Origin of the sequence: Moraxella bovis (genome assembly GCF_002014975.1) — a bacterium.
Lineage (GTDB): Bacteria > Pseudomonadota > Gammaproteobacteria > Pseudomonadales > Moraxellaceae > Moraxella > Moraxella bovis.
In genome coordinates this window covers 1-17,944 of the sequence record NZ_MUXV01000067.1, presented here as the reverse complement: position 1 = coordinate 17,944, position 17,944 = coordinate 1, and the positions used below count along the sequence as shown (strand labels likewise).

Sequence of the window (17,944 nt, the reverse complement as noted above, 5' to 3'; positions counted from 1 at the left end):
GCAAGTAATGGTAATTTATGTCTTCATAACCGTAAATTACCAACTTTTGTGCAAGTTGTCTTTTTAGTTTTTGTTACAGCATACTTTTTGGATTACTACCTATTTTTAAAAACAATAACATCATTGTGGTTATTTGGCATAAAACTTGCAACAATTAATTTTATTATCATGGGACGGATTTCATTTTAACTTTTGCAAATTTGTAAAGTGACTTATAAAACAATCTTGCAAAATAAAGAAAAACCCCCATGTTATTAAGATAACTAACGATTGGCTTGCTTAAATTGACTTAACACCAATCATTAACCCACCAGAATGCCATCATTGCTTTTGTAAGTATGAATAATTCCTTTATAGGTTCTCACATGAAATATCTAAAAACTGGTGCGATTGCACTTGCAACAACCCTAGCAACAGTCGCTCCTGTTCAAGCGGTCAATGCGGCAAATACAAGTGCCAATATTGATAAAGTATTGGGCGAGCTTAGCCGTCAGCACAATAACGCATCAAGCCTTGTCAAATCCACTCGTGACAACACTTCATTGACGTTGTCAAGCTCTTTAATCAAGGATGCTAAGAGTGACTCTCAAAAAGACTCAGACATGCTAGGACAGCTCTCTGCCGTTGCTTCTAATACCGTCAGCAAATTTAAACAATCAGGCATGGCATCATGGTACGGTCGCCAGTTCCATGGCAAACCCACCGCCAGTGGCGAAACCTTTGACATGAATGCCATGACCGCCGCTCACAGCTCCTTACCGATGAACTGCTACATCAAAGTCACCAATAAGGACAACGGCAAATCTGTCGTCGTTAAAGTCAATGACCGCCCTGCCCAAGCCAACCGTATCTTGGATTTGTCTTATGGTGCCGCCAAAGCCATTGGGCTAACCCAAAAAGGCGTGGGCAATGTCAGCATTGAGCGTATTGATTAGGGCGTGTTGAAACTTTATAACACATTTTAACATTTAGAAATTTCATAGGAATAAAATGGTGTTTTTGCATGAAAAATGACTAAATTTTGCTTGTCATTGCAAACACCAAAGACAGGTACGCTCTATACCAAAAGAACCAAGTTCCGTTAAGCACAGAAACTTAGCCCAACTAGATCCAACCAAAGTCTAATAATAAACTAACCCCCATCTTAACTCAGCAATTAATGCTAGATTGCGGGATGAGAATTGGGGGTTAGTTTATTTTTTAAACATTTTAACGATGTTAAAATTATTTTTTGCCTTTTTTAGCGGATTTTTCGGTAGGATTTACCGCGTCTTTTAGACCTTTACCTGCTTTAAATCCAGGCACTTTGCTGGCAGCGATTTGTAGTGGCTCACCAGTCTTAGGGTTGCGACCTGTACGAGCAGCACGCTCTTTAACGCTAAAAGTACCAAAACCAACCAATACCACGTCATCACCACGCTCCAAGGCACCTTGTACGCTAGAAGTAAAAGCATTAATGGCTTTGGTGGCTTGCTCTTTGGTAAGACCTGCTTCGCTGGCAACAGCATCTACTAATTCTGATTTATTCATGATTTGTCCTCATGGTGTTGATGATAAGAATGTGAAATGAATTTACATTTGCTAAGTCTTGCAATAGCAATAAAGTCAGCAAAAGCAAATCTAAGCCTACAACACATGCTGCATGCTTGGGCTTATTTTGAGTGCATTGTATAAGGGTATTGCCCATTTTACAAGGGGTATGGCAAAATATTTTTATCTTTTTTACAAAAATACCCCATCAAAGGCGTGATATTTACGATAAAAGCTTACTTTCATCCTTTTTTACCAAAAAATCACGCATTGGTTACATTAAGGTGGTTTACTTTTTTTGGATATCATTTTATCATTAGCATTATTTTTTGATCAGATAATCACGCATGACCGACCCACAGCCGACTCACAACACCAAACCCAGTAATCCACAACCAACCTATCGCACCGATGATGGCGATAATGGCGGTGTCTCTCGTGGACTGTTAAATGTTCTATTGGTGTTTTTAGAATCAGCCATCACTCTAATTCTCCGCTTTGACCCCAAACTGCGACAGCTTGCCTACCCACTTGCCGAGCGTGGTACGGTGGTCTGCATTCGTACCTACCTGCCTCACGTGCAGTTTTATGCTACATTTGGCTATCGCGGGGTGCTACTTGATGACCGCCTACCCAATGACAAGACCACGCCCGACATGACGGTAAACGCTTACAGTTTTCAGCTCATCAATGCCATTACCACGCATAGCAGTGGCAGTGTTGAGTCGCTACAAATTCGTGGCAGTCATGAAGATGTGCATGATTTTAAGGCGTTTTTGGTGCAGTTGGGCGTGGGCGGTGTCATTCAAAATCTACTGGGCAAAGTCAAGGGCAAACCTGCCCCCACCCCCGAACAAAAAGCCGAAAAACAAGAAAACTACAAAGCCAAAATCGCCGAGCAGTCTGCTCGCATTGATGAGCTAACCATGCATAATCACAAGCTAAATACTGCTCTCATCGAACTACAAGGCAAACAAAAAAGCACCCTTATCGCCCTTGTTGTCGTGGGCATCATCGCATTGGTTGCCATCATCATGAACTTTGTTTGATTATTTTTTACGCATAAAAAGGCGAACTTTCCGCCTTTTTATTTATTTTACTGGTTATTTATTTTATTGACTTGATTTTTTGCCCTAACGCCAAATATCAATTCCTACTCCTTTAGTCGGATTGCAAACCACATCTGCCATGCTATGATAAATGTCACTTTTTAGTTTTGGCTTGATTGGGGTTGGGGCATGCCTACCATTGACAACATTTTAAAAAGATGTAGTGAAAACTTAACGCTTGAAATAGATCTTTCATTGTAAATACCAAAGGCAGGCACGCCCTATATTTGACAAGTAATTCAAAAGATAAATTTATGATGAATTTTATCAATGGCAAAAATCAATTACTTTGATAAAAAATAATCTTGACTGGATTACTAGGAATTATTATAATAGTCACATATTATCTACCCACGCCTAGCTTAGTTGCCATCAACGTTAGGCTAGGCAATTTGGAAACCATATTATGCGATTGACAACTCGTGGACGCTATGCAGTAACTGCCCTACTTGATTTGGCGGTACAAGAAATTCGCCATCAAGGGGCGGTGTCCTTGTCTGACATTGCAAAGCGTCAATCCATCTCCATCTCTTATCTTGAACAACTTTTCTCAAAGCTACGCAAAAAAGGCTTGGTCAGCAGTACTCGTGGGGCGTCTGGCGGTTATCATCTTGCCAAACCCTTAGACGAGATTGACATCATGAGCATCATCACCGCCGTCGATGAGTCCATTAACGCCATGCAGTGCGGTGGCAAGGGTGACTGCCGAGATGGCGAGATGTGCCTAACGCACGACCTGTGGCATGATTTATCCAACCACATCGAAGCCTATCTGAGCAATGTTACCCTAGCCCAACTTTTAGAATCCAAGCACACAGGGTACATCGCCGACCGCCAACAACAAAAAATCTCTGGCGAGAAAAACGACAAAACCAATTCAATCAATACAATTAACTTAGGGGTCAATCCAGCATGAGCCAGTCATCACTTATTTATTTAGATTATGCCGCCACCACGCCAGTCACCCAAGAAGTCGCCGACAAAATGGTCAAATACATGACCTTTGACGGGATTTTTGGTAACCCTGCCAGTCGCTCGCACGGCTTTGGTTGGCAAGCCGAAGAAGCGGTAGAAAATGCCCGTTTGCAGATTGCCGAGACGGTCGGTGCCGATCCCCGTGAGATTGTGTTTACCAGTGGGGCGACCGAGTCGGACAACTTAGCCCTAAAAGGTGTGGCTCATTTTTATCATCAAAAAGGCAAGCACATCATCACATCAAAGATTGAACACAAAGCAATCTTAGATACCTGCCGTCAATTAGAAGAAGAAGGCTTTGAAGTTACCTATCTTATCCCCCAAGAAGCCACAGGGATTATCACGCCCGAGCAGGTAGAAGAAGCCATTCGCCCCGATACGATTTTGGTCAGCCTTATGGCGGTAAACAACGAGCTTGGCACGGTAACAGACATTGCCAAGATTGGCGAGATTACCCGTGCTAAGGGTGTATTGTTCCATGTGGACGCTGCCCAAGCCGTTGGCAAAATCAAGATTAACCTAGAAGAGCTAAAAGTTGATTTGATGAGCTTTTCAGGACACAAAATCTACGGTCCTAAGGGGATTGGTGCGTTGTATGTTCGCCGTAAGCCCCGTGTGCGTATCAAAGCCGAACAGCATGGCGGTGGGCATGAACGTGGTATGCGTTCTGGTACGCTTGCTACTCATCAGATTGTTGGCATGGGCGAGGCGTTTGCCTTGTCGGTTGCTCGTTTTGATGAAGACCACGCCCACATCACTCGCCTGCGTGATAAGCTGTGGAATGGCTTGCAAGGCATTGAAGAGATTTATTTGAACGGCAGTTTTGAGCATGGCATTCCCAATATCCTAAACGTGAGCTTTAACTTCATCGAAGGCGAGAGCCTAATGATGAGCCTAAAAGATTTGGCGGTGTCGTCTGGTTCGGCGTGTACGTCAGCAACCTTAGAACCCTCCTATGTGCTAAGAGCAATCGGACGCCCTGATGAACTGGCTCACTCGTCCATTCGTTTTAGTATCGGTCGCTATACCACCGATGAAGACATTGACCGTGTGCTTGCCCAAATCACCGATGCGGTAAACAAACTTCGTGAGCTGTCACCCCTATGGGATATGTTTAAAGAAGGGGTGGATTTTAGTAAGGTTGAATGGCAAGAGCATTAATGGAAAGATGATATGAAACGTTTGGCATTGACCGCATTGTTGGCAGGTATTTTGGCAGGGTGTGCCACGCATGCCCCAACCCAAGCCCCTACTTTGACCTATGATGTGGTGTCTGATTTGGATTATATGCCTTATATTTATAAGGACGAGAACGGAAACATTGTCGGTTTGGAAGTCGACATTTTGACCACCATTGCCAAGAATCAAGGCTTTGATGTGCGTTTTGTGCCTAGCACATGGGAAACACTCTTTGATGACATGACCAAGCACAATGCCAAACTTGCCCTAAACGGCATGGCGGTCGTTGATGTTGATGACAAGCTAGCCACCCCAAGCGACAGCTATATGCAATCGCTTGACTGTATGGCAACGACCAACCCAGCCTATCTAAACAACTGGCAAGGTCGTTCTATGGCGGTAGTGTTTGAAGGCGAGATTACCAATAATCTACAAGAAGCAGGTATCAAACCTAGCCAATTTGTAGAAGCCCCAACCCAACAAACCGCCCTAAAAATGGTTGGTGATAATCAAGCAAATCTAGCCATGGGTGATTGCACGGCACTGCGTTATTATATCAAGCACGAACCTATGCTACAAAATTACCGTTTTGTGGTGCAAGAATTACCTAATTCAGACGACCCAAAAAATTCACGGCTTGTTTTTGGTATTGCCAAAAATCCTGCCTTGATACAACAAATCAATGACGGACTTGCCACACTTAAACAAACAGGCGAACTTAATAAAATCAAACAAAAATGGCGGCAATAACCCCATTGGATAAAGTGTAATTTTAATCAATGCGGTTTTGATAAACGACACAATTACGATGAATAAATGATGATGCATAAAACGATTGTCGTCTTAATTATGGGTTTATTTGCCAATATTGCATTGGCAGATGAACTACCTATCGGCATAACACAAGCAAATTTACCGATTTATGCACCCAATAATCCAAATTTATCATTATGGACTGTTGGCGAAAACGGTATGGAAGGTTCTTCTAGAAGCAATTTTTTGTATTCTGACGGTGCTTATTGTTATTCGCTTGGTGCAATGGGTAGTATTATTTTGTTAAATGGTCAATGAATTTAACAAGGACAAAACTGGTATAAATATTACACTTCATGACAATGATAAGCCATTTTATATTACCAATGATAAATCTTTTGATGAATGTCAGCAAGACCTAAATGATCGCCAAAGACGGTTGAAATTGCCTGATTTATTCTTTTATAGAAAACAGGTCTATTTGGGTTTTTCAAATCAAGAAACACCCACCCAAATGGCATTGTTTGATTATAATAAACACCATGACGAAATCATCATTCCCAATAATAGCCGATATTTATTTGCTGCCAAAAACCAAGACAGCAAAAGGACCATTGCCCGTTTTGATTTAAATGCTTTTAAGTATCCCAATATTACTTTGCTATATAATGATGGGCTTATGGGTGTTTCACGACATGAAATCAATGAATACTTTTTGGATAATCAGCCTACCTTTATTATTAAAAATGGTAAAGTAGGTTCAAAAGACAGTTATTCTGATGATGTTGATTTTTTTCAAAATTCTTATCATGTTGATTTAAACACAGTTAAGAATGATGATATGAATTTTAAAAGATTGCACCGTTATTGCTCAGGTCAATCTGATGAATTTTACTTTGATGTGCTTGAAAGCAAGCAAAATGATTTAACAAAACCCACTTATATCAATTGGCATGGTAAAATCAACCCAACAGCTGATTGGTTGAAAATGCAAGATTAACCACTTTAAAAGCCAAGCAAATAATTGCTAGCAACGGAGACCATTATGGCATACTCAGACAAGGTCATTGACCATTATGAAAACCCCCGCAATGTGGGCAACCTAGACAAAAACGCCAAAAATGTTGGCACAGGTATGGTGGGAGCCCCCGCCTGTGGCGATGTGATGCGTTTGCAAATTCAAGTCGGTGATGATGGCATCATCGAAGACGCCAAATTCAAAACTTATGGCTGTGGCTCAGCAATTGCCTCAAGCTCACTCGTTACCGAATGGCTCAAAGGCAAAACCATTGACGAAGCCCGTGCCATCAAAAATCTTGACATTGCCAAAGAATTGGCATTGCCTCCTGTCAAGGTGCATTGCTCTGTATTGGCAGAAGATGCGATTAAGGCGGCGATTGAAGATTATCAAGCCAAATCGGCAATTGCTTAATCTTAATTCTGTTAAATAGTCCAAATTGGCTTTTTATTGGTATTTTGTACTGGCGGATATAATTCGCCCCTACGAATTTTAAAATAAAATTTAAAGTCAAATAAGGCAAATTTACCTATAAAAATCAATAATTTGTAAAAAATTGTAAAAATAGGAAAGACTTATGATTACTCTAACAGACCGAGCGATAACGCACGTCAAAGACTTTTTGGCAAATCGTGGAAGCGGTGTGGGCATTCGTGTGGGCGTACGAACGGCGGGGTGTTCAGGTCTTGCCTATGTGCTTGAATTTGTGGACGAGCCAAACGACACTGATGAGCGTTTTGATAATGACGGCGTGGGTGTGTTCGTTGATCCAAAAAGCCTTGTCTATCTGGACGGCTTACAAATGGATTACGTTACCGAAGGGCTAAATTCTGGCTTTAAATTTACCAACCCCAACCAAACAGGCGAATGCGGTTGTGGCGAATCCTTTACGGTGTAACTTATGGCGTTATTAACCAATCATTTTTTTGAATTGTTTGGGCTACCTGTGGCGTTTATCATTGACAAATCCGCCCTAAAAGCGACCTTTTTACACCTGCAAAAACAGCACCACCCCGACAATGCCGACAATATCGCCCAAGCCGAGCAAAATACCACTTTGATTAACCACGCTTTTGACACCCTAAACCGTGATGACAGCCGTGCAGTCTATTTGCTTGAATTATCAGGCGTGGCACTTAATTCGGACAAAACCATTGCCGATGAGCCGTTTTTGATGCAGATGATGAGCTATCGCATGGAGTTAGAAGATGCCATTTTTGACAATGACAAACATACAATTAGTCAAATTGCCAACAATATCAATGTCTTAATGAGCCAAACGGCAGACGACTTTGACAGCGTTTATCAAGCAAAAGACTGGCAAACCGCCCAAATCATCGCCCAAAAATTACGCTTTTTGGGTAAATTGCACGATGACATGACGGACGCTCTGTCCAAATCATCAAGCCAAGATGACGGGCAAGATGATGATTTATATGTGTGATTTTTTATTATTTTAAAAATTCAAAAAACTTAAACAACCCATAAAATGCCAAAAATTTTAACACCCAATTTATCCCAAATAGGTAAAACCATGTTAAAATTTTAGCCAACCTGTAAACCATAAAATACATAATACCATGTCCCTACTTCAAATCAGCGAACCCAACCAATCCGCCAAACCCCACGAGCACCGCTACGCCTTGGGCATAGACTTAGGGACGACTCATTCTTTGGTGGGCGTGGTACGCTCAGGACGGGCGGACGTGTTGCCCTTTGGCGACAGCCCCCTATTACCGAGCGTGGTCTATTATGGCGACAAGGCGGACGCCCCCATTGTGGGCAAGCACGCCTTGACTTATAATGACCCCCAAAATACCATTATTTCTGCCAAACGCTTTATGGGGCGTTCGCTTGCCGATATTAAATTTAGCCACCCTTACGAGCTGGTTGGGGGCGACAACGCCATGCCAGCGTTCGTTACTGCACAAGGCGACAAATCGCCCGTTGAAACGTCTGCCCATATCCTAGCCAAGCTCTACAACCACGCCAAGGCAAGCCTACCGCCTGACAGCATACAAGGGGCGGTGATTACCGTGCCTGCCTATTTTGACGAAGCCCAACGCCAAGCCACCAAAGACGCAGGGGTGAGCATTGGACTCAATGTCTTACGCCTTTTAAATGAGCCAACCGCCGCTGCCATTGCCTATGGGCTTGACAAATCCGCCAAAACAGGCACTTATCTGATTTATGACCTAGGCGGGGGGACGTTTGATGTGTCGGTGCTATCCCTAAAAGACGGAGTGTTTGAAGTCTTGGCCACAGGCGGAAATTCGGCTTTGGGCGGAGATGACATTGACCGCTTGATTGCCAACTTTTTTATCAAATCGGCAGGACATGACCCCAAAGACGTGGACAACGCCCAAAAAAGCACCCTTGCCAACCTTGCCAAAAGCTACAAACAAAAACTCTCACAGCGTCAAGCGGTGTCGGTAGATATTGAGATTAACGGTGTGCCATTTAGCACCCTACTAAACCAAGACACACTCGCCCAAATCTGTGAACCTGTGATTCGCCGTAGCTTACAGCTCTGTGAGCAGGTGTTGGCGGACGCTCGCCTTGACAAGCATGAGCTGGTTGATGTGGTGCTGGTGGGAGGTTCTACTCGTATGCCAATCGTGCAAAATGCAGTGCAGGCGTTTTTTGATAAAGAACCGTTATGCTCTATCAATCCCGATGAAGTCGTGGCACTTGGGGCGACAAGGCTTGCTCATCAGCTCATCAACAAAGAAGATGATAATCTGCTTCTGCTTGATGTTACGCCCCTATCGCTTGGGCTTGAAACCATGGGCGGACTGACCGAAGTCATCATTCCACGCAACACCCCTATTCCTGTGGCACGCAGACAGACCTTTACCACGCACACGGACGCTCAGACGGGCATGGTGATTCATGTGGTGCAAGGCGAGCGTGAGACCGTGGCGGATTGTCGTACTTTGGCGAATTTTACGCTGACGGGCATTCCACCGATGAAAGCAGGGCTTGCCCGTGTGGAAGTTACCTTTGCCATTGATGCCAACGGTCAGCTTACCGTATCGGCAATGGAGACAACCACCAAAGTCGCCAGTAAAATTGATGTCGTGCCAAGTTATGGGCTGACCGAAGAGCAACAAGAAGAGCTTCTAAAAGCAGGTTTTATCCATGCCAAAGCCGATAAAGAAAAACGTATGCTTATCGAAGCCAAAGTAGAAGCCGAGCGTGAGATTTTGGCATTGCAATCGGCATTGGGTGAATTTGGCGAGCTTTTAAGCGATGACGACAAAACCAAATTAAACGAAAAAATGACCACCGTAAAATCCGCCATTGACACCGCCCAAACTGTCGATGATAAAGCAATGCTGGATAAGGCGGTGAGCGAATTAAAGCCTTTGTCGGATAATTTTGCGTCTGTCATCATGAACCAAAATGTCAAACAGGCACTTGCTGGCACTAAGGCAAGCGATTGGCAATAATTGCCGAGCCTACTAATTACAACCTATTGATTTTAAATAATTAAGTAAAACTATTATGGTAACTGTAACCGTACTTCCCCACCACGAAATCTGTCCAGAAGGGGCAACCGTTGAGCTAAACAAAGGCGAAAACCTACTTGAAGGCTTGCACGAACACGGCATTAACATTGAACACGCTTGCGACTGCTCAAAGGCGTGTACCACGTGCCATGTGGTTGTCCGTGAAGGTTTTGATAGCCTAGAAGAAATGGACGACATAGAAGCTGACTTGCTTGACCGTGCGTGGGGGCTAGAACCCAACTCTCGCCTATCGTGCCAATGTGTGGTCGCTGACGAAAACCTAACCGTCTATATCCCTAAACATACCTTAAATCATGCAAAGGAAGGGCATCATTGATTAAATTTACAAATAACAACCGCTTTTATACAGATAAAGGCGGTTTTTTATGTGCTTTTGTGTATAATTCTAAACATAATTTACTTATCCATACCTATCATTTTGACATACCCCACCCAAAATCACGCATTTATCACAAAAAATTTCCAAAAAATACAAGAGTTGGTATAATAAACTTTTTTATGTAGCAGGCATTATTATGGCGACTTTATATTATATCAGCACCAAAAATCTACTCAAATTTGACAACGGCAAAGAGTCCACCATTTCTTGCCAAGCCATCAATCAATACACCAAAAATATCAAACAAATCAAAGACAGAAGAGCATGGAAAACTGAAGGTGCTGGGGCGATGTTTATGGGTACAGCACAAGCAGAGCAGGATAATTTTGACGGGATTTACCCCACTGCCATTGCTTTTATAGACGACAACACCTATGTCTATAGTGCCAGATTGCAAGAAGGCACAGCGATTCAGTCCAAACCAATCAGTAGCGACACAGCAAGCGAAGGACTGATTTTACGCAAGAGTGATTTTCAAGTGTTTGATTTGTGCTATGATTCAAAAAATAAGCGAGTTATCGTCTCAGCAAGCGATACCCCTTACGCCAGCCATTATGGCGAGCGACATTTGTGTGTACTATCACTTGACAGTGTTCGCACGCAGTTTGTTACCGAAGGCGAATGTCAAGACAAAAACCCAAGCGTAGACCCCAATAACAGCACGGTGATTTATTATGATTCTTGTGGACTTGCGTACACCCAAGATAGCATTGTGTTTAGCCCACGCCAAGTCAATCGCTTAGACCTTGCCACGGGTGAGCTTGAGACGGTACTGGCAGACGATAAATTTGACTATTTTGCACCCATTATGGACACACAAGGCAACCTTTATGCCATCAGACGCCCTTATCGTGAGCATGATAGCACAGACCCTGTGGGTACTGCCAAAGACCTGCTTACAGCACCTTTTAAAATCCTCAAAGCCATTGTAGGCTGGCTGGACTTTTTTACCAAACGCTATTCAGGTGAATCTTTAAAAACATCAGGTGCCAACCCCGCTCGCACCAAACCCAAGAGCGAAGAAGAGTTGTTTATTGAAGGCAATCTTATCAAAGCGGATAAAAATTTGCTAAAAAATCAAGCGGACGGCGAGAAGTTTGCAGGATTTATTCCAAAAAGTTGGGAGCTCATAAAATACTTGCCCACAGGTGAGACGCAAATCATTAAAAAAGGCATTATGGCGTATTGTCTTGCAGATGATGATATTATCATCTCCAACGGCAAATCAATCATCAAAATCACTAACGGTCAAGAAGAGCTGATTACCCATGCCCCCAAAGTTGCCAAACTGATGTGGGTATAAATTTGTAAAACAAAGGAAAATTTATGGCAATCCAACTCTCTAATTTTAAAGACAAATTCCTAACTTTTATCTTTACAAATTTCCAATGGCTTTTGGCGTTGGTTATCCTATCAGGCATATTTGGCTCAGTGGTGGGTGTTGGAGCTTGGGTTGGGATTTGGGCAGTAGTTTTATTAACACCCATCCTTTTTCTTTTTTACAAACCCTATGAATAAAAAAAGACTTGGCGATACCAAGTCTTTTTAAGCATTTACCCTATTTTGTAGTAGGTAATTTTTGGGGTGCTACGCCAAACCATTTTTCATAAATTTTGGCATAAGTACCATCAGCGACAATGTTGGCAAGCCCTGTATTGATTTTTTCCATCAGCTCATTTTCAGACTTTGGTGTGATGATAACCATCTCGTAGTGCTCAAAAGCCTCGCCTTCACCGACGATTTTAAAGTTAATCTTGGGGAACTGCTTGGCATAGTAACGTAGCACACCTTCATCTGCCAATACCGCCTCAGCATTGCCTGTCGCCAATTCTTTAAAAGCTAAGAATGCAGATGGCTTTCCAATAATACTAGGATTGCCTTGACCAAGCGCCTCTTCTAATTGCGGAATATAGGGGCTGTCAGCCAATGTTGCAACTTTCTTGCCATTTAAATCTTTTAAGTTTTTGATACTGTTGTTTTCCGCAGAAACAGCAAGCGCATCTTGTCCCCATGCATAGGTATTAGAAAGTAAATATTTTGCTTCTCGCTCATCGTTTCTTGAAAAACCTGACATCACAATATGGCTTTGGGCATTATCCAAGCCTTTGACAAGCACTTTCCAATCCTGAGGAACGACGTCCACACCAAAGCCTTGATTTTCAGCGATGGCTTTGATGATATCCACATCAAAACCTTGGGCGTTACCATTCTCATCCTTAAAATCATAAGGGGGATAGTTGGCGTCAATACCAACCACATAGCTTTGGGCGTTGGGTACGGTGGCACTGGTACTGACTTGCTCACCTGTGGCTGGTGCTGTTGCGGTAGGTGCCGGCTCGCTCTTAGGCTCACTGGCAGTTTCAGGGGCTTTATCACTACATGCCATCAACGCTGACAACATCAATGGTAAAATGGCATACTTTGCCTCGGTATTGAAATTTTTCATAGCTTCCTTCTCCTAACTAAGGGATTGATTTAACCCAACAAATTGTTAAGTTTTTATGATGATAACACGTTATTTAATCTTAATACAGTGGTTTCATAAGCTTATTACATTTTGTTGCAAATTATTTGTGTTTCAAAAATAATGATTATTGATAACTTTTTTATTTGATTCGTCTTTGATACCTAGAAAGTTCACAATAACTGTGTGATTTAATACAAAATACCATGATTTTCGCGTTTTTTTTTGATATAATTTGACAAATTTAATCATTTTGGAGCTATCATGGCACTTGTATCCTTACGCCAACTTCTTGACCACGCAGGCGAACACGCTTACGGCCTGCCCGCCTTTAATGTAAACAACCTAGAACAAATGCGTGCCATCATGATGGCAGCGGACGAGACCGACTCGCCTGTCATCGTGCAAGCATCAGCAGGAGCCAGAAAATACGCAGGAGCTCCCTTTTTACGCCACCTTATTTTGTCTGCCATTGAAGAGTGGCCGCACATTCCTGTTGTCATGCACCAAGACCACGGCACAAGCCCTGCCGTCTGCCAACGCTCCATTCAGCTTGGATTTAGCTCGGTCATGATGGACGGTTCATTAAAAGAAGACGGCAAAACCCCTGCCGATTATGACTACAACGTGCGTGTAACCCGTGAAGTCGTCAAAATGGCTCATGCGTGCGGTGTGTCGGTCGAAGGCGAAATCGGCTGTTTGGGTAGCTTAGAGACCGGCATGGCAGGCGAAGAAGATGGCGTGGGTGCAGAAGGCGTACTTGATCATAGCCAGCTTTTGACATCGGTCGAAGAAGCCCGTCAATTTGTCGCCGATACCAACGTGGACGCTCTTGCCATTGCAGTGGGTACGTCTCATGGGGCATACAAATTCACCCGTCCGCCTACTGGCGACATTTTAGCGATTGACCGCATTAAGGAAATCCACGAAGCTCTGCCAAATACTCACCTTGTCATGCATGGTTCATCAAGCGTTCCCCAAGAATGGCTAAAAATCATCAACGAAAATGGTGGTAACATTGGCGAAACCTATGGCGTGCCAGTAGAACAACTTGTCGAAGCCATCAAGCACGGTGTTCGCAAAATCAACATTGACACCGACTTACGCCTAGCCAGCACAGGGGCAGTTCGTAAGTTTATGAACGACCACCCTGCTGAATTTGACCCAAGAAAATATTTACAAGCCAGCATGAACGCCATGAAAGACATCTGCGTACAACGCTATGAAGCCTTTGGCTCGGCAGGTCATGCCAGCAAAATCCGCCCAATCTCATTGGAAAAAATGGTAGAATATTACAAATAAATTGGTGCAAATCGTGAATAAGGGCGACAAGATTCGCCCTTATTTGTATTTTAAAGGAAAAACCATGATTGGTATGATTACAGGGCAAGTCGCCCATCTATCCGCTCCCGTCGCTTGCGTCATGACATCAGGCGGGGTCGGCTATGAGATAGAAATGCCCATTGGTGAGTTTTGTACATTGTCTGTCGGCATGAACGTTACGCTTTATACGCAACTGGTCGTGCGTGAAGATGCTCATCTGCTGTTTGGTTTTACTGACAAGTCTGAGCGAGAAATTTTTAAAAAACTCATCAAAATCAATGGCGTGGGGGCAAAAATGGCACTTGCCATACTCTCAACCTTACCGCCAAACGAGTTACACCAAGCGGTAGAATATGGCGATGAATCCGCTCTAACTCGTGTGGCAGGCATTGGCAAAAAAACCGCCCAACGGCTTATTATTGAATTAAAAGGTAAATTGGACGGCACATCGGACGATTTATTTACCCCAACCACCACCCAAAATGAGCCAACACACACTGCCAACCCCATGCACGTCATCGCTGAAACCGAAAGTGCGTTGGTGAGCCTAGGCTATAAAGAAAAAGAAGCCCAATCCGCCATTAAGACCGCCAAACAATCGCTGTCCGATGATGAGCTGACCACATCAAACCTATTAAAGGCAAGTTTAAAGATTTTGTCGGGGTTTTAAGTCATCCACAAAAAAACACCGTCATCACAACGGTGTTCATCAGTCATTCTACAAAAATCCGCTCTATCTCTTTTTCAATATCTTGTTGCATTTTTTCATTATCGAGATTAGGGTTGTCAATCAGCATTTGCACAACCAACTTTTGTAGCTCGTCCATATATTCAGGTGTCATTATGTTGGTTTTTTGAACAACGCTTTTGCCAATAGGCGTGCTTAGAAATTCATTATAAGCATCAATCTCTTCTTGGGTGTAGTATTTTTTGGCGACATCAATAAAGATTTGGTTGATTTGTTGGCGACTTTGCGGTGTTATTACTTGACCTATCACTTGATTCACATGTTTTTCAAATACCATGCCTACTTGCTTGGCTTGCTCTGGGGTTACACCTTCTTTTTGGGCGATTTGAGCTTCAAAAAGCTGTCGCTGTGCGTCCAAACTGCCTTGCATACCAAGGTCAAAAGCTTTATCCATCTCTGATAATTGCATAAACTCTATCAAAGATTCATCGGACGGCACTTGGGCGGTGGCATTCATGGCAAAGGCTAGGGACATGCCAAGTAGCATGGCGGTGAGTGATTTTTTCACGGTTTTCATGGGATTATCCTTAGTTAAAAAAGCTTATTTTAAATAAATCTCATTTATTTTTCAAGCCCTAAACCACCCGCACCCCACACACCGCCATAATCCCCTGCTCATTCATGACAAAATCCACGTCCACCGCCCCATACCGCATGGCACACGCCACCCCGATTTCAGATTGGCGATAGGCAGGGCGTGGGTCTTGGGCAATCAGCTCGCCAATGAGTGCTTTGTCATCAGCTGTTAATAAGCCCAACTTTATCAATTGTTCAAATTCATCATTTGCCTTATCATTAAAGATAACATTCCGCTCAGTCGGTTTGTCAAATCCCATCGCCCCGTTCACACCGTCCACATAGGGCAGATACGGCTTGATGTCTAGTATCGGCGTGCCGTCCACCATGTCCGCCCCTATGATATGTAAAATCACTTGACTATCAACCACTTCTACCTTATCAAACCCCACCACCGACAACCCCACCCCAGACGGGCGGTACATACTGCGTGTGGCAAATACCCCGATTTTGTCATTACCACCCAAACGTGGTGGACGCACCTGCGGACGAAAACTGGCTTGTTCTTTGTTGTGATGAAATTGCCACAACACCCACAAATGGCTATACTGCTCAATGCCGACAAAGGCGTCGGGCGTGCCATAAGGGGCGATAAAGCAGATATGGCTTTTAATAGCGACAAGGTTGGGCTGGCGTGGAATGCCAAACTTTTGGGATAGGGGTGAGTAATGATGACCGATAATCGGCAAAACGTGTGTGTTCATGGTATTTTTGGGCGGTTTATGCTAAAATGACAAATGGATATGCCAATTTTTAAGTAAAATTTGGCATAAAAAATCGCTATTATACACAAAATTTGCTATTATATCAGATTTGATAATCATTCTTAATAATTGGATAATGCCATGTCAAAATTCATCAACGAAACCGTTACCTACGTCCACCACTGGACAGACCGTCTATTTACCATTAAGACCACCCGTAGCGACAGCTTGCGTTTTAGAAGTGGCGAATTCGCCATGATTGGCATTGAAGTGGACGGCAAACCCCTTGTCCGTGCTTACTCTATCGCCAGTCCCGCTTGGGCAGAAGAGCTTGAATTTTTCTCTATCAAAGTTCAAGACGGCCCTTTGACTTCACGCCTGCAACACATCAAAGTGGGCGATACCCTGCTCGTCTCCAAAAAGCCCACTGGCACGCTCGTACTCGATGACCTGCTGCCTGCCAAGCATTTGTATCTGCTTGCCACAGGCACAGGACTTGCTCCATTTTTGTCTCTCGTGCGTGAGCCTGAGATGTACGAACGCTTTGAAAAAATCATTCTGGTGCATGGCGTGCGTCATACCGAAGATTTGGCGTATAAAGACTTTTTTGAAAATAAACTGCCAAACGATGAGGTTTTTGGTGAATGGGTGCGTGAAAAACTCATCTACTATCCCACCGTAACCCGTGATGAGTTTAAAAACCAAGGGCGTGTTACCGACATTATCAAATCAGGCAAACTCTTTGAAGACATCGGTCTGCCCCCCATGAACAAAGACGATGACCGTGCGATGATTTGCGGTAGCATGGCGATGAATGCCGATATGTCTGCCATTTTAGACAGTTTTGGTTTGACCGTTTCGCCACGCATGGGCGTACCTGCCGATTATGTGGTGGAGCGGGCGTTTGTGGGCTGATGACCCATTGATAGTAAAACGCACTATTATTATGGTGCGTTTTTTGTTTTTATATTTTTACAAAATCCACTTTTTACAATTTTTCCATAATTTATCAGCTACTGCCATGCTATGATAAAATTTTAAACATGAAAATTATGATGAAAAAACACACTGCCCTACCCTTATTTGCCATTGTCATTTTATCCGCTTTTGGAGTTAATTTTTATCAAAACTTGCCTACCAATCCCACGGCACACGCCAGCACCTTATCGCCCAAACAGCTTGAACTTGTCAATCAACCACCGCTACCGACAGGCACACAGATTGACAAACTCATCGTCTACAAATCAAAACGGGAAATGCACGCTTTACATCAAGGCAGTTTGGTAAAAACTTATCCGATATCGCTTGGCAAAAACCCGATAGGGCACAAAGAATTTGAAGGCGACATGAAAACGCCCGAAGGGGTCTATATCATAAACGACTGTAATGCCAATAGCGGTTATCACAAAAATTTGGGTATCTTTTATCCCAATGAAGCCGACATCGCCTACGCCAAAGCTCACGGCAAATCGGCAGGCGGGGCGATAAAGATTCACGGCATAAAAAACGGACTTGGCGACATCATCGGGGCAAATCATCTGCTCAAAGACTGGACGCCGTAACTGACCTCGAAATAGACGAGCTGTTTGTGGCGGTTGTGGAAAATGCGGTGATTGAGATTTTGCCTTAATGCCTTGAATTATCAAACCAACT

The 17,944-nt window shown here is 43.4% G+C and carries 23 protein-coding genes; 19 read left to right on the top strand and 4 right to left on the bottom strand.

The window, feature by feature from the left end; genetic code table 11:
* Together B0182_RS14660 and B0182_RS15280 are read left to right on the top strand one after the other, a co-directional pair.
* The coding region (locus B0182_RS14660) for a hypothetical protein (RefSeq protein WP_211271653.1) at positions 1-189 on the top strand (189 nt) is incomplete at its 5' end.
* Positions 190-365: 176 nt separating this feature from the next.
* Positions 366-935, top strand: coding sequence for a septal ring lytic transglycosylase RlpA family protein (locus B0182_RS15280; protein ID WP_078275273.1), 570 nt, complete (start codon positions 366-368; stop codon positions 933-935).
* Positions 936-1,224: 289 nt separating this feature from the next.
* Here B0182_RS15280 and B0182_RS12725 read toward each other — a convergent pair whose 3' ends face one another.
* Positions 1,225-1,530: an HU family DNA-binding protein gene (locus B0182_RS12725; RefSeq protein ID WP_029102137.1), complete on the bottom strand. Its 306-nt coding sequence runs from the start codon at positions 1,528-1,530 to the stop codon at positions 1,225-1,227.
* A 347-nt stretch (positions 1,531-1,877) separates the two neighbouring features.
* On the opposite strand from B0182_RS12725, the gene B0182_RS12720 reads away from it, so the two are divergent.
* The 13 genes from B0182_RS12720 (at position 1,878) to B0182_RS12655 (ending at position 11,994) form a co-directional block, all read left to right on the top strand.
* Complete coding sequence (locus B0182_RS12720; RefSeq protein WP_228157806.1) at positions 1,878-2,579, top strand: hypothetical protein; 702 nt, start codon at positions 1,878-1,880, stop codon at positions 2,577-2,579.
* A 466-nt stretch (positions 2,580-3,045) separates the two neighbouring features.
* Positions 3,046-3,555: an Rrf2 family transcriptional regulator gene (locus B0182_RS12715; RefSeq protein WP_078275272.1), complete on the top strand. Its 510-nt coding sequence runs from the start codon at positions 3,046-3,048 to the stop codon at positions 3,553-3,555.
* Positions 3,552-4,775, top strand: coding sequence for an IscS subfamily cysteine desulfurase (locus B0182_RS12710; protein WP_078275271.1), 1,224 nt, complete (start codon positions 3,552-3,554; stop codon positions 4,773-4,775). Before B0182_RS12715 ends, B0182_RS12710 begins: the two co-directional genes overlap by 4 nt.
* Positions 4,776-4,787: 12 nt before the next feature.
* Complete coding sequence (locus B0182_RS12705; protein ID WP_078275270.1) at positions 4,788-5,543, top strand: transporter substrate-binding domain-containing protein; 756 nt, start codon at positions 4,788-4,790, stop codon at positions 5,541-5,543.
* A 66-nt stretch (positions 5,544-5,609) separates the two neighbouring features.
* Complete coding sequence (locus B0182_RS12700) at positions 5,610-5,864, top strand: hypothetical protein (protein WP_112742200.1); 255 nt, start codon at positions 5,610-5,612, stop codon at positions 5,862-5,864.
* A 196-nt stretch (positions 5,865-6,060) separates the two neighbouring features.
* Positions 6,061-6,546: a hypothetical protein gene (locus tag B0182_RS12695; RefSeq protein ID WP_143821752.1), complete on the top strand. Its 486-nt coding sequence runs from the start codon at positions 6,061-6,063 to the stop codon at positions 6,544-6,546.
* Between the two features lie 45 nt (positions 6,547-6,591).
* Positions 6,592-6,978, top strand: coding sequence for a Fe-S cluster assembly scaffold IscU (gene iscU / locus B0182_RS12690; RefSeq protein WP_078275267.1), 387 nt, complete (start codon positions 6,592-6,594; stop codon positions 6,976-6,978).
* Positions 6,979-7,141: 163 nt separating this feature from the next.
* Positions 7,142-7,462, top strand: a complete 321-nt coding sequence (iscA, locus tag B0182_RS12685) for an iron-sulfur cluster assembly protein IscA (RefSeq protein WP_078275266.1) — start codon at positions 7,142-7,144, stop codon at positions 7,460-7,462.
* Positions 7,463-7,465: 3 nt separating this feature from the next.
* Entirely contained in the window at positions 7,466-8,008 is a 543-nt protein-coding gene (hscB, locus tag B0182_RS12680) for a Fe-S protein assembly co-chaperone HscB (protein WP_078275265.1), read from the top strand.
* Positions 8,009-8,144: 136 nt separating this feature from the next.
* Positions 8,145-10,016, top strand: coding sequence for a Fe-S protein assembly chaperone HscA (gene hscA, locus B0182_RS12675; RefSeq protein WP_078275264.1), 1,872 nt, complete (start codon positions 8,145-8,147; stop codon positions 10,014-10,016).
* Between the two features lie 55 nt (positions 10,017-10,071).
* Positions 10,072-10,413, top strand: coding sequence for an ISC system 2Fe-2S type ferredoxin (gene fdx, locus B0182_RS12670; RefSeq protein ID WP_078275263.1), 342 nt, complete (start codon positions 10,072-10,074; stop codon positions 10,411-10,413).
* Positions 10,414-10,612: 199 nt separating this feature from the next.
* Positions 10,613-11,779, top strand: coding sequence for a hypothetical protein (locus tag B0182_RS12660; RefSeq protein ID WP_078275261.1), 1,167 nt, complete (start codon positions 10,613-10,615; stop codon positions 11,777-11,779).
* 23 nt (positions 11,780-11,802) lie between these two features.
* Positions 11,803-11,994, top strand: a complete 192-nt coding sequence (locus B0182_RS12655) for a hypothetical protein (RefSeq protein WP_078275260.1) — start codon at positions 11,803-11,805, stop codon at positions 11,992-11,994.
* Positions 11,995-12,034: 40 nt separating this feature from the next.
* Here B0182_RS12655 and B0182_RS12650 read toward each other — a convergent pair whose 3' ends face one another.
* Positions 12,035-12,922 (bottom strand): substrate-binding periplasmic protein, encoded by an 888-nt coding sequence (locus B0182_RS12650; protein ID WP_078275259.1) that lies wholly within the window; start codon positions 12,920-12,922, stop codon positions 12,035-12,037.
* 282 nt (positions 12,923-13,204) lie between these two features.
* Between B0182_RS12650 and fba the strand changes: the two genes are divergently transcribed.
* Both fba and ruvA read left to right on the top strand, forming a co-directional pair.
* Positions 13,205-14,242, top strand: coding sequence for a class II fructose-bisphosphate aldolase (gene fba, locus B0182_RS12645; protein ID WP_078275258.1), 1,038 nt, complete (start codon positions 13,205-13,207; stop codon positions 14,240-14,242).
* Between the two features lie 64 nt (positions 14,243-14,306).
* Complete coding sequence (gene ruvA / locus B0182_RS12640) at positions 14,307-14,933, top strand: Holliday junction branch migration protein RuvA (RefSeq protein ID WP_078275274.1); 627 nt, start codon at positions 14,307-14,309, stop codon at positions 14,931-14,933.
* 43 nt (positions 14,934-14,976) lie between these two features.
* On the opposite strand, the gene B0182_RS12635 is transcribed toward ruvA, so the two are convergent.
* Together B0182_RS12635 and tsaA are read right to left on the bottom strand one after the other, a co-directional pair.
* A complete protein-coding gene (locus B0182_RS12635; RefSeq protein WP_078275257.1) occupies positions 14,977-15,528 on the bottom strand; it encodes a DUF2059 domain-containing protein in 552 nt (183 codons plus the stop codon).
* A gap of 58 nt (positions 15,529-15,586) precedes the next feature.
* On the bottom strand, positions 15,587-16,291 hold the full coding sequence (gene tsaA / locus B0182_RS12630; protein ID WP_078275256.1) for a tRNA (N6-threonylcarbamoyladenosine(37)-N6)-methyltransferase TrmO: 705 nt from the start codon (positions 16,289-16,291) through the stop codon (positions 15,587-15,589).
* Positions 16,292-16,432: 141 nt separating this feature from the next.
* Here tsaA and B0182_RS12625 point away from each other — a divergent pair, with 141 nt between their 5' ends.
* Both B0182_RS12625 and B0182_RS12620 read left to right on the top strand, forming a co-directional pair.
* Complete coding sequence (locus tag B0182_RS12625; protein ID WP_078275255.1) at positions 16,433-17,206, top strand: ferredoxin--NADP reductase; 774 nt, start codon at positions 16,433-16,435, stop codon at positions 17,204-17,206.
* Between the two features lie 140 nt (positions 17,207-17,346).
* Complete coding sequence (locus B0182_RS12620) at positions 17,347-17,853, top strand: L,D-transpeptidase family protein (protein ID WP_211271652.1); 507 nt, start codon at positions 17,347-17,349, stop codon at positions 17,851-17,853.
* The last annotated feature ends 91 nt before the right edge of the window (positions 17,854-17,944 follow it).

Excerpts from the sequence above, each read along its gene's own strand:
- B0182_RS12705 (WP_078275270.1), top strand. The coding sequence starts at position 4,788 with ATGAAACGTTTGGCATTGACCGCATTGTTGGCAGGTATTTTGGCAGGG.
- B0182_RS12620 (WP_211271652.1), top strand. The coding sequence starts at position 17,347 with ATGAAAAAACACACTGCCCTACCCTTATTTGCCATTGTCATTTTATCC.
- B0182_RS12660 (WP_078275261.1), top strand. The coding sequence starts at position 10,613 with ATGGCGACTTTATATTATATCAGCACCAAAAATCTACTCAAATTTGAC.
- B0182_RS12635 (WP_078275257.1), bottom strand. The coding sequence starts at position 15,528 with ATGAAAACCGTGAAAAAATCACTCACCGCCATGCTACTTGGCATGTCC.
- B0182_RS15280 (WP_078275273.1), top strand. The coding sequence starts at position 366 with ATGAAATATCTAAAAACTGGTGCGATTGCACTTGCAACAACCCTAGCA.
- B0182_RS12695 (WP_143821752.1), top strand. The coding sequence starts at position 6,061 with ATGGCATTGTTTGATTATAATAAACACCATGACGAAATCATCATTCCC.
- B0182_RS12715 (WP_078275272.1), top strand. The coding sequence starts at position 3,046 with ATGCGATTGACAACTCGTGGACGCTATGCAGTAACTGCCCTACTTGAT.
- iscA (WP_078275266.1), top strand. The coding sequence starts at position 7,142 with ATGATTACTCTAACAGACCGAGCGATAACGCACGTCAAAGACTTTTTG.
- ruvA (WP_078275274.1), top strand. The coding sequence starts at position 14,307 with ATGATTGGTATGATTACAGGGCAAGTCGCCCATCTATCCGCTCCCGTC.
- iscU (WP_078275267.1), top strand. The coding sequence starts at position 6,592 with ATGGCATACTCAGACAAGGTCATTGACCATTATGAAAACCCCCGCAAT.
- B0182_RS12700 (WP_112742200.1), top strand. The coding sequence starts at position 5,610 with ATGATGATGCATAAAACGATTGTCGTCTTAATTATGGGTTTATTTGCC.
- B0182_RS12625 (WP_078275255.1), top strand. The coding sequence starts at position 16,433 with ATGTCAAAATTCATCAACGAAACCGTTACCTACGTCCACCACTGGACA.
- B0182_RS12725 (WP_029102137.1), bottom strand. The coding sequence starts at position 1,530 with ATGAATAAATCAGAATTAGTAGATGCTGTTGCCAGCGAAGCAGGTCTT.
- hscB (WP_078275265.1), top strand. The coding sequence starts at position 7,466 with ATGGCGTTATTAACCAATCATTTTTTTGAATTGTTTGGGCTACCTGTG.
- fba (WP_078275258.1), top strand. The coding sequence starts at position 13,205 with ATGGCACTTGTATCCTTACGCCAACTTCTTGACCACGCAGGCGAACAC.
- hscA (WP_078275264.1), top strand. The coding sequence starts at position 8,145 with ATGTCCCTACTTCAAATCAGCGAACCCAACCAATCCGCCAAACCCCAC.
- B0182_RS12720 (WP_228157806.1), top strand. The coding sequence starts at position 1,878 with ATGACCGACCCACAGCCGACTCACAACACCAAACCCAGTAATCCACAA.
- tsaA (WP_078275256.1), bottom strand. The coding sequence starts at position 16,291 with ATGAACACACACGTTTTGCCGATTATCGGTCATCATTACTCACCCCTA.
- B0182_RS12710 (WP_078275271.1), top strand. The coding sequence starts at position 3,552 with ATGAGCCAGTCATCACTTATTTATTTAGATTATGCCGCCACCACGCCA.
- fdx (WP_078275263.1), top strand. The coding sequence starts at position 10,072 with ATGGTAACTGTAACCGTACTTCCCCACCACGAAATCTGTCCAGAAGGG.
- B0182_RS12650 (WP_078275259.1), bottom strand. The coding sequence starts at position 12,922 with ATGAAAAATTTCAATACCGAGGCAAAGTATGCCATTTTACCATTGATG.
- B0182_RS12655 (WP_078275260.1), top strand. The coding sequence starts at position 11,803 with ATGGCAATCCAACTCTCTAATTTTAAAGACAAATTCCTAACTTTTATC.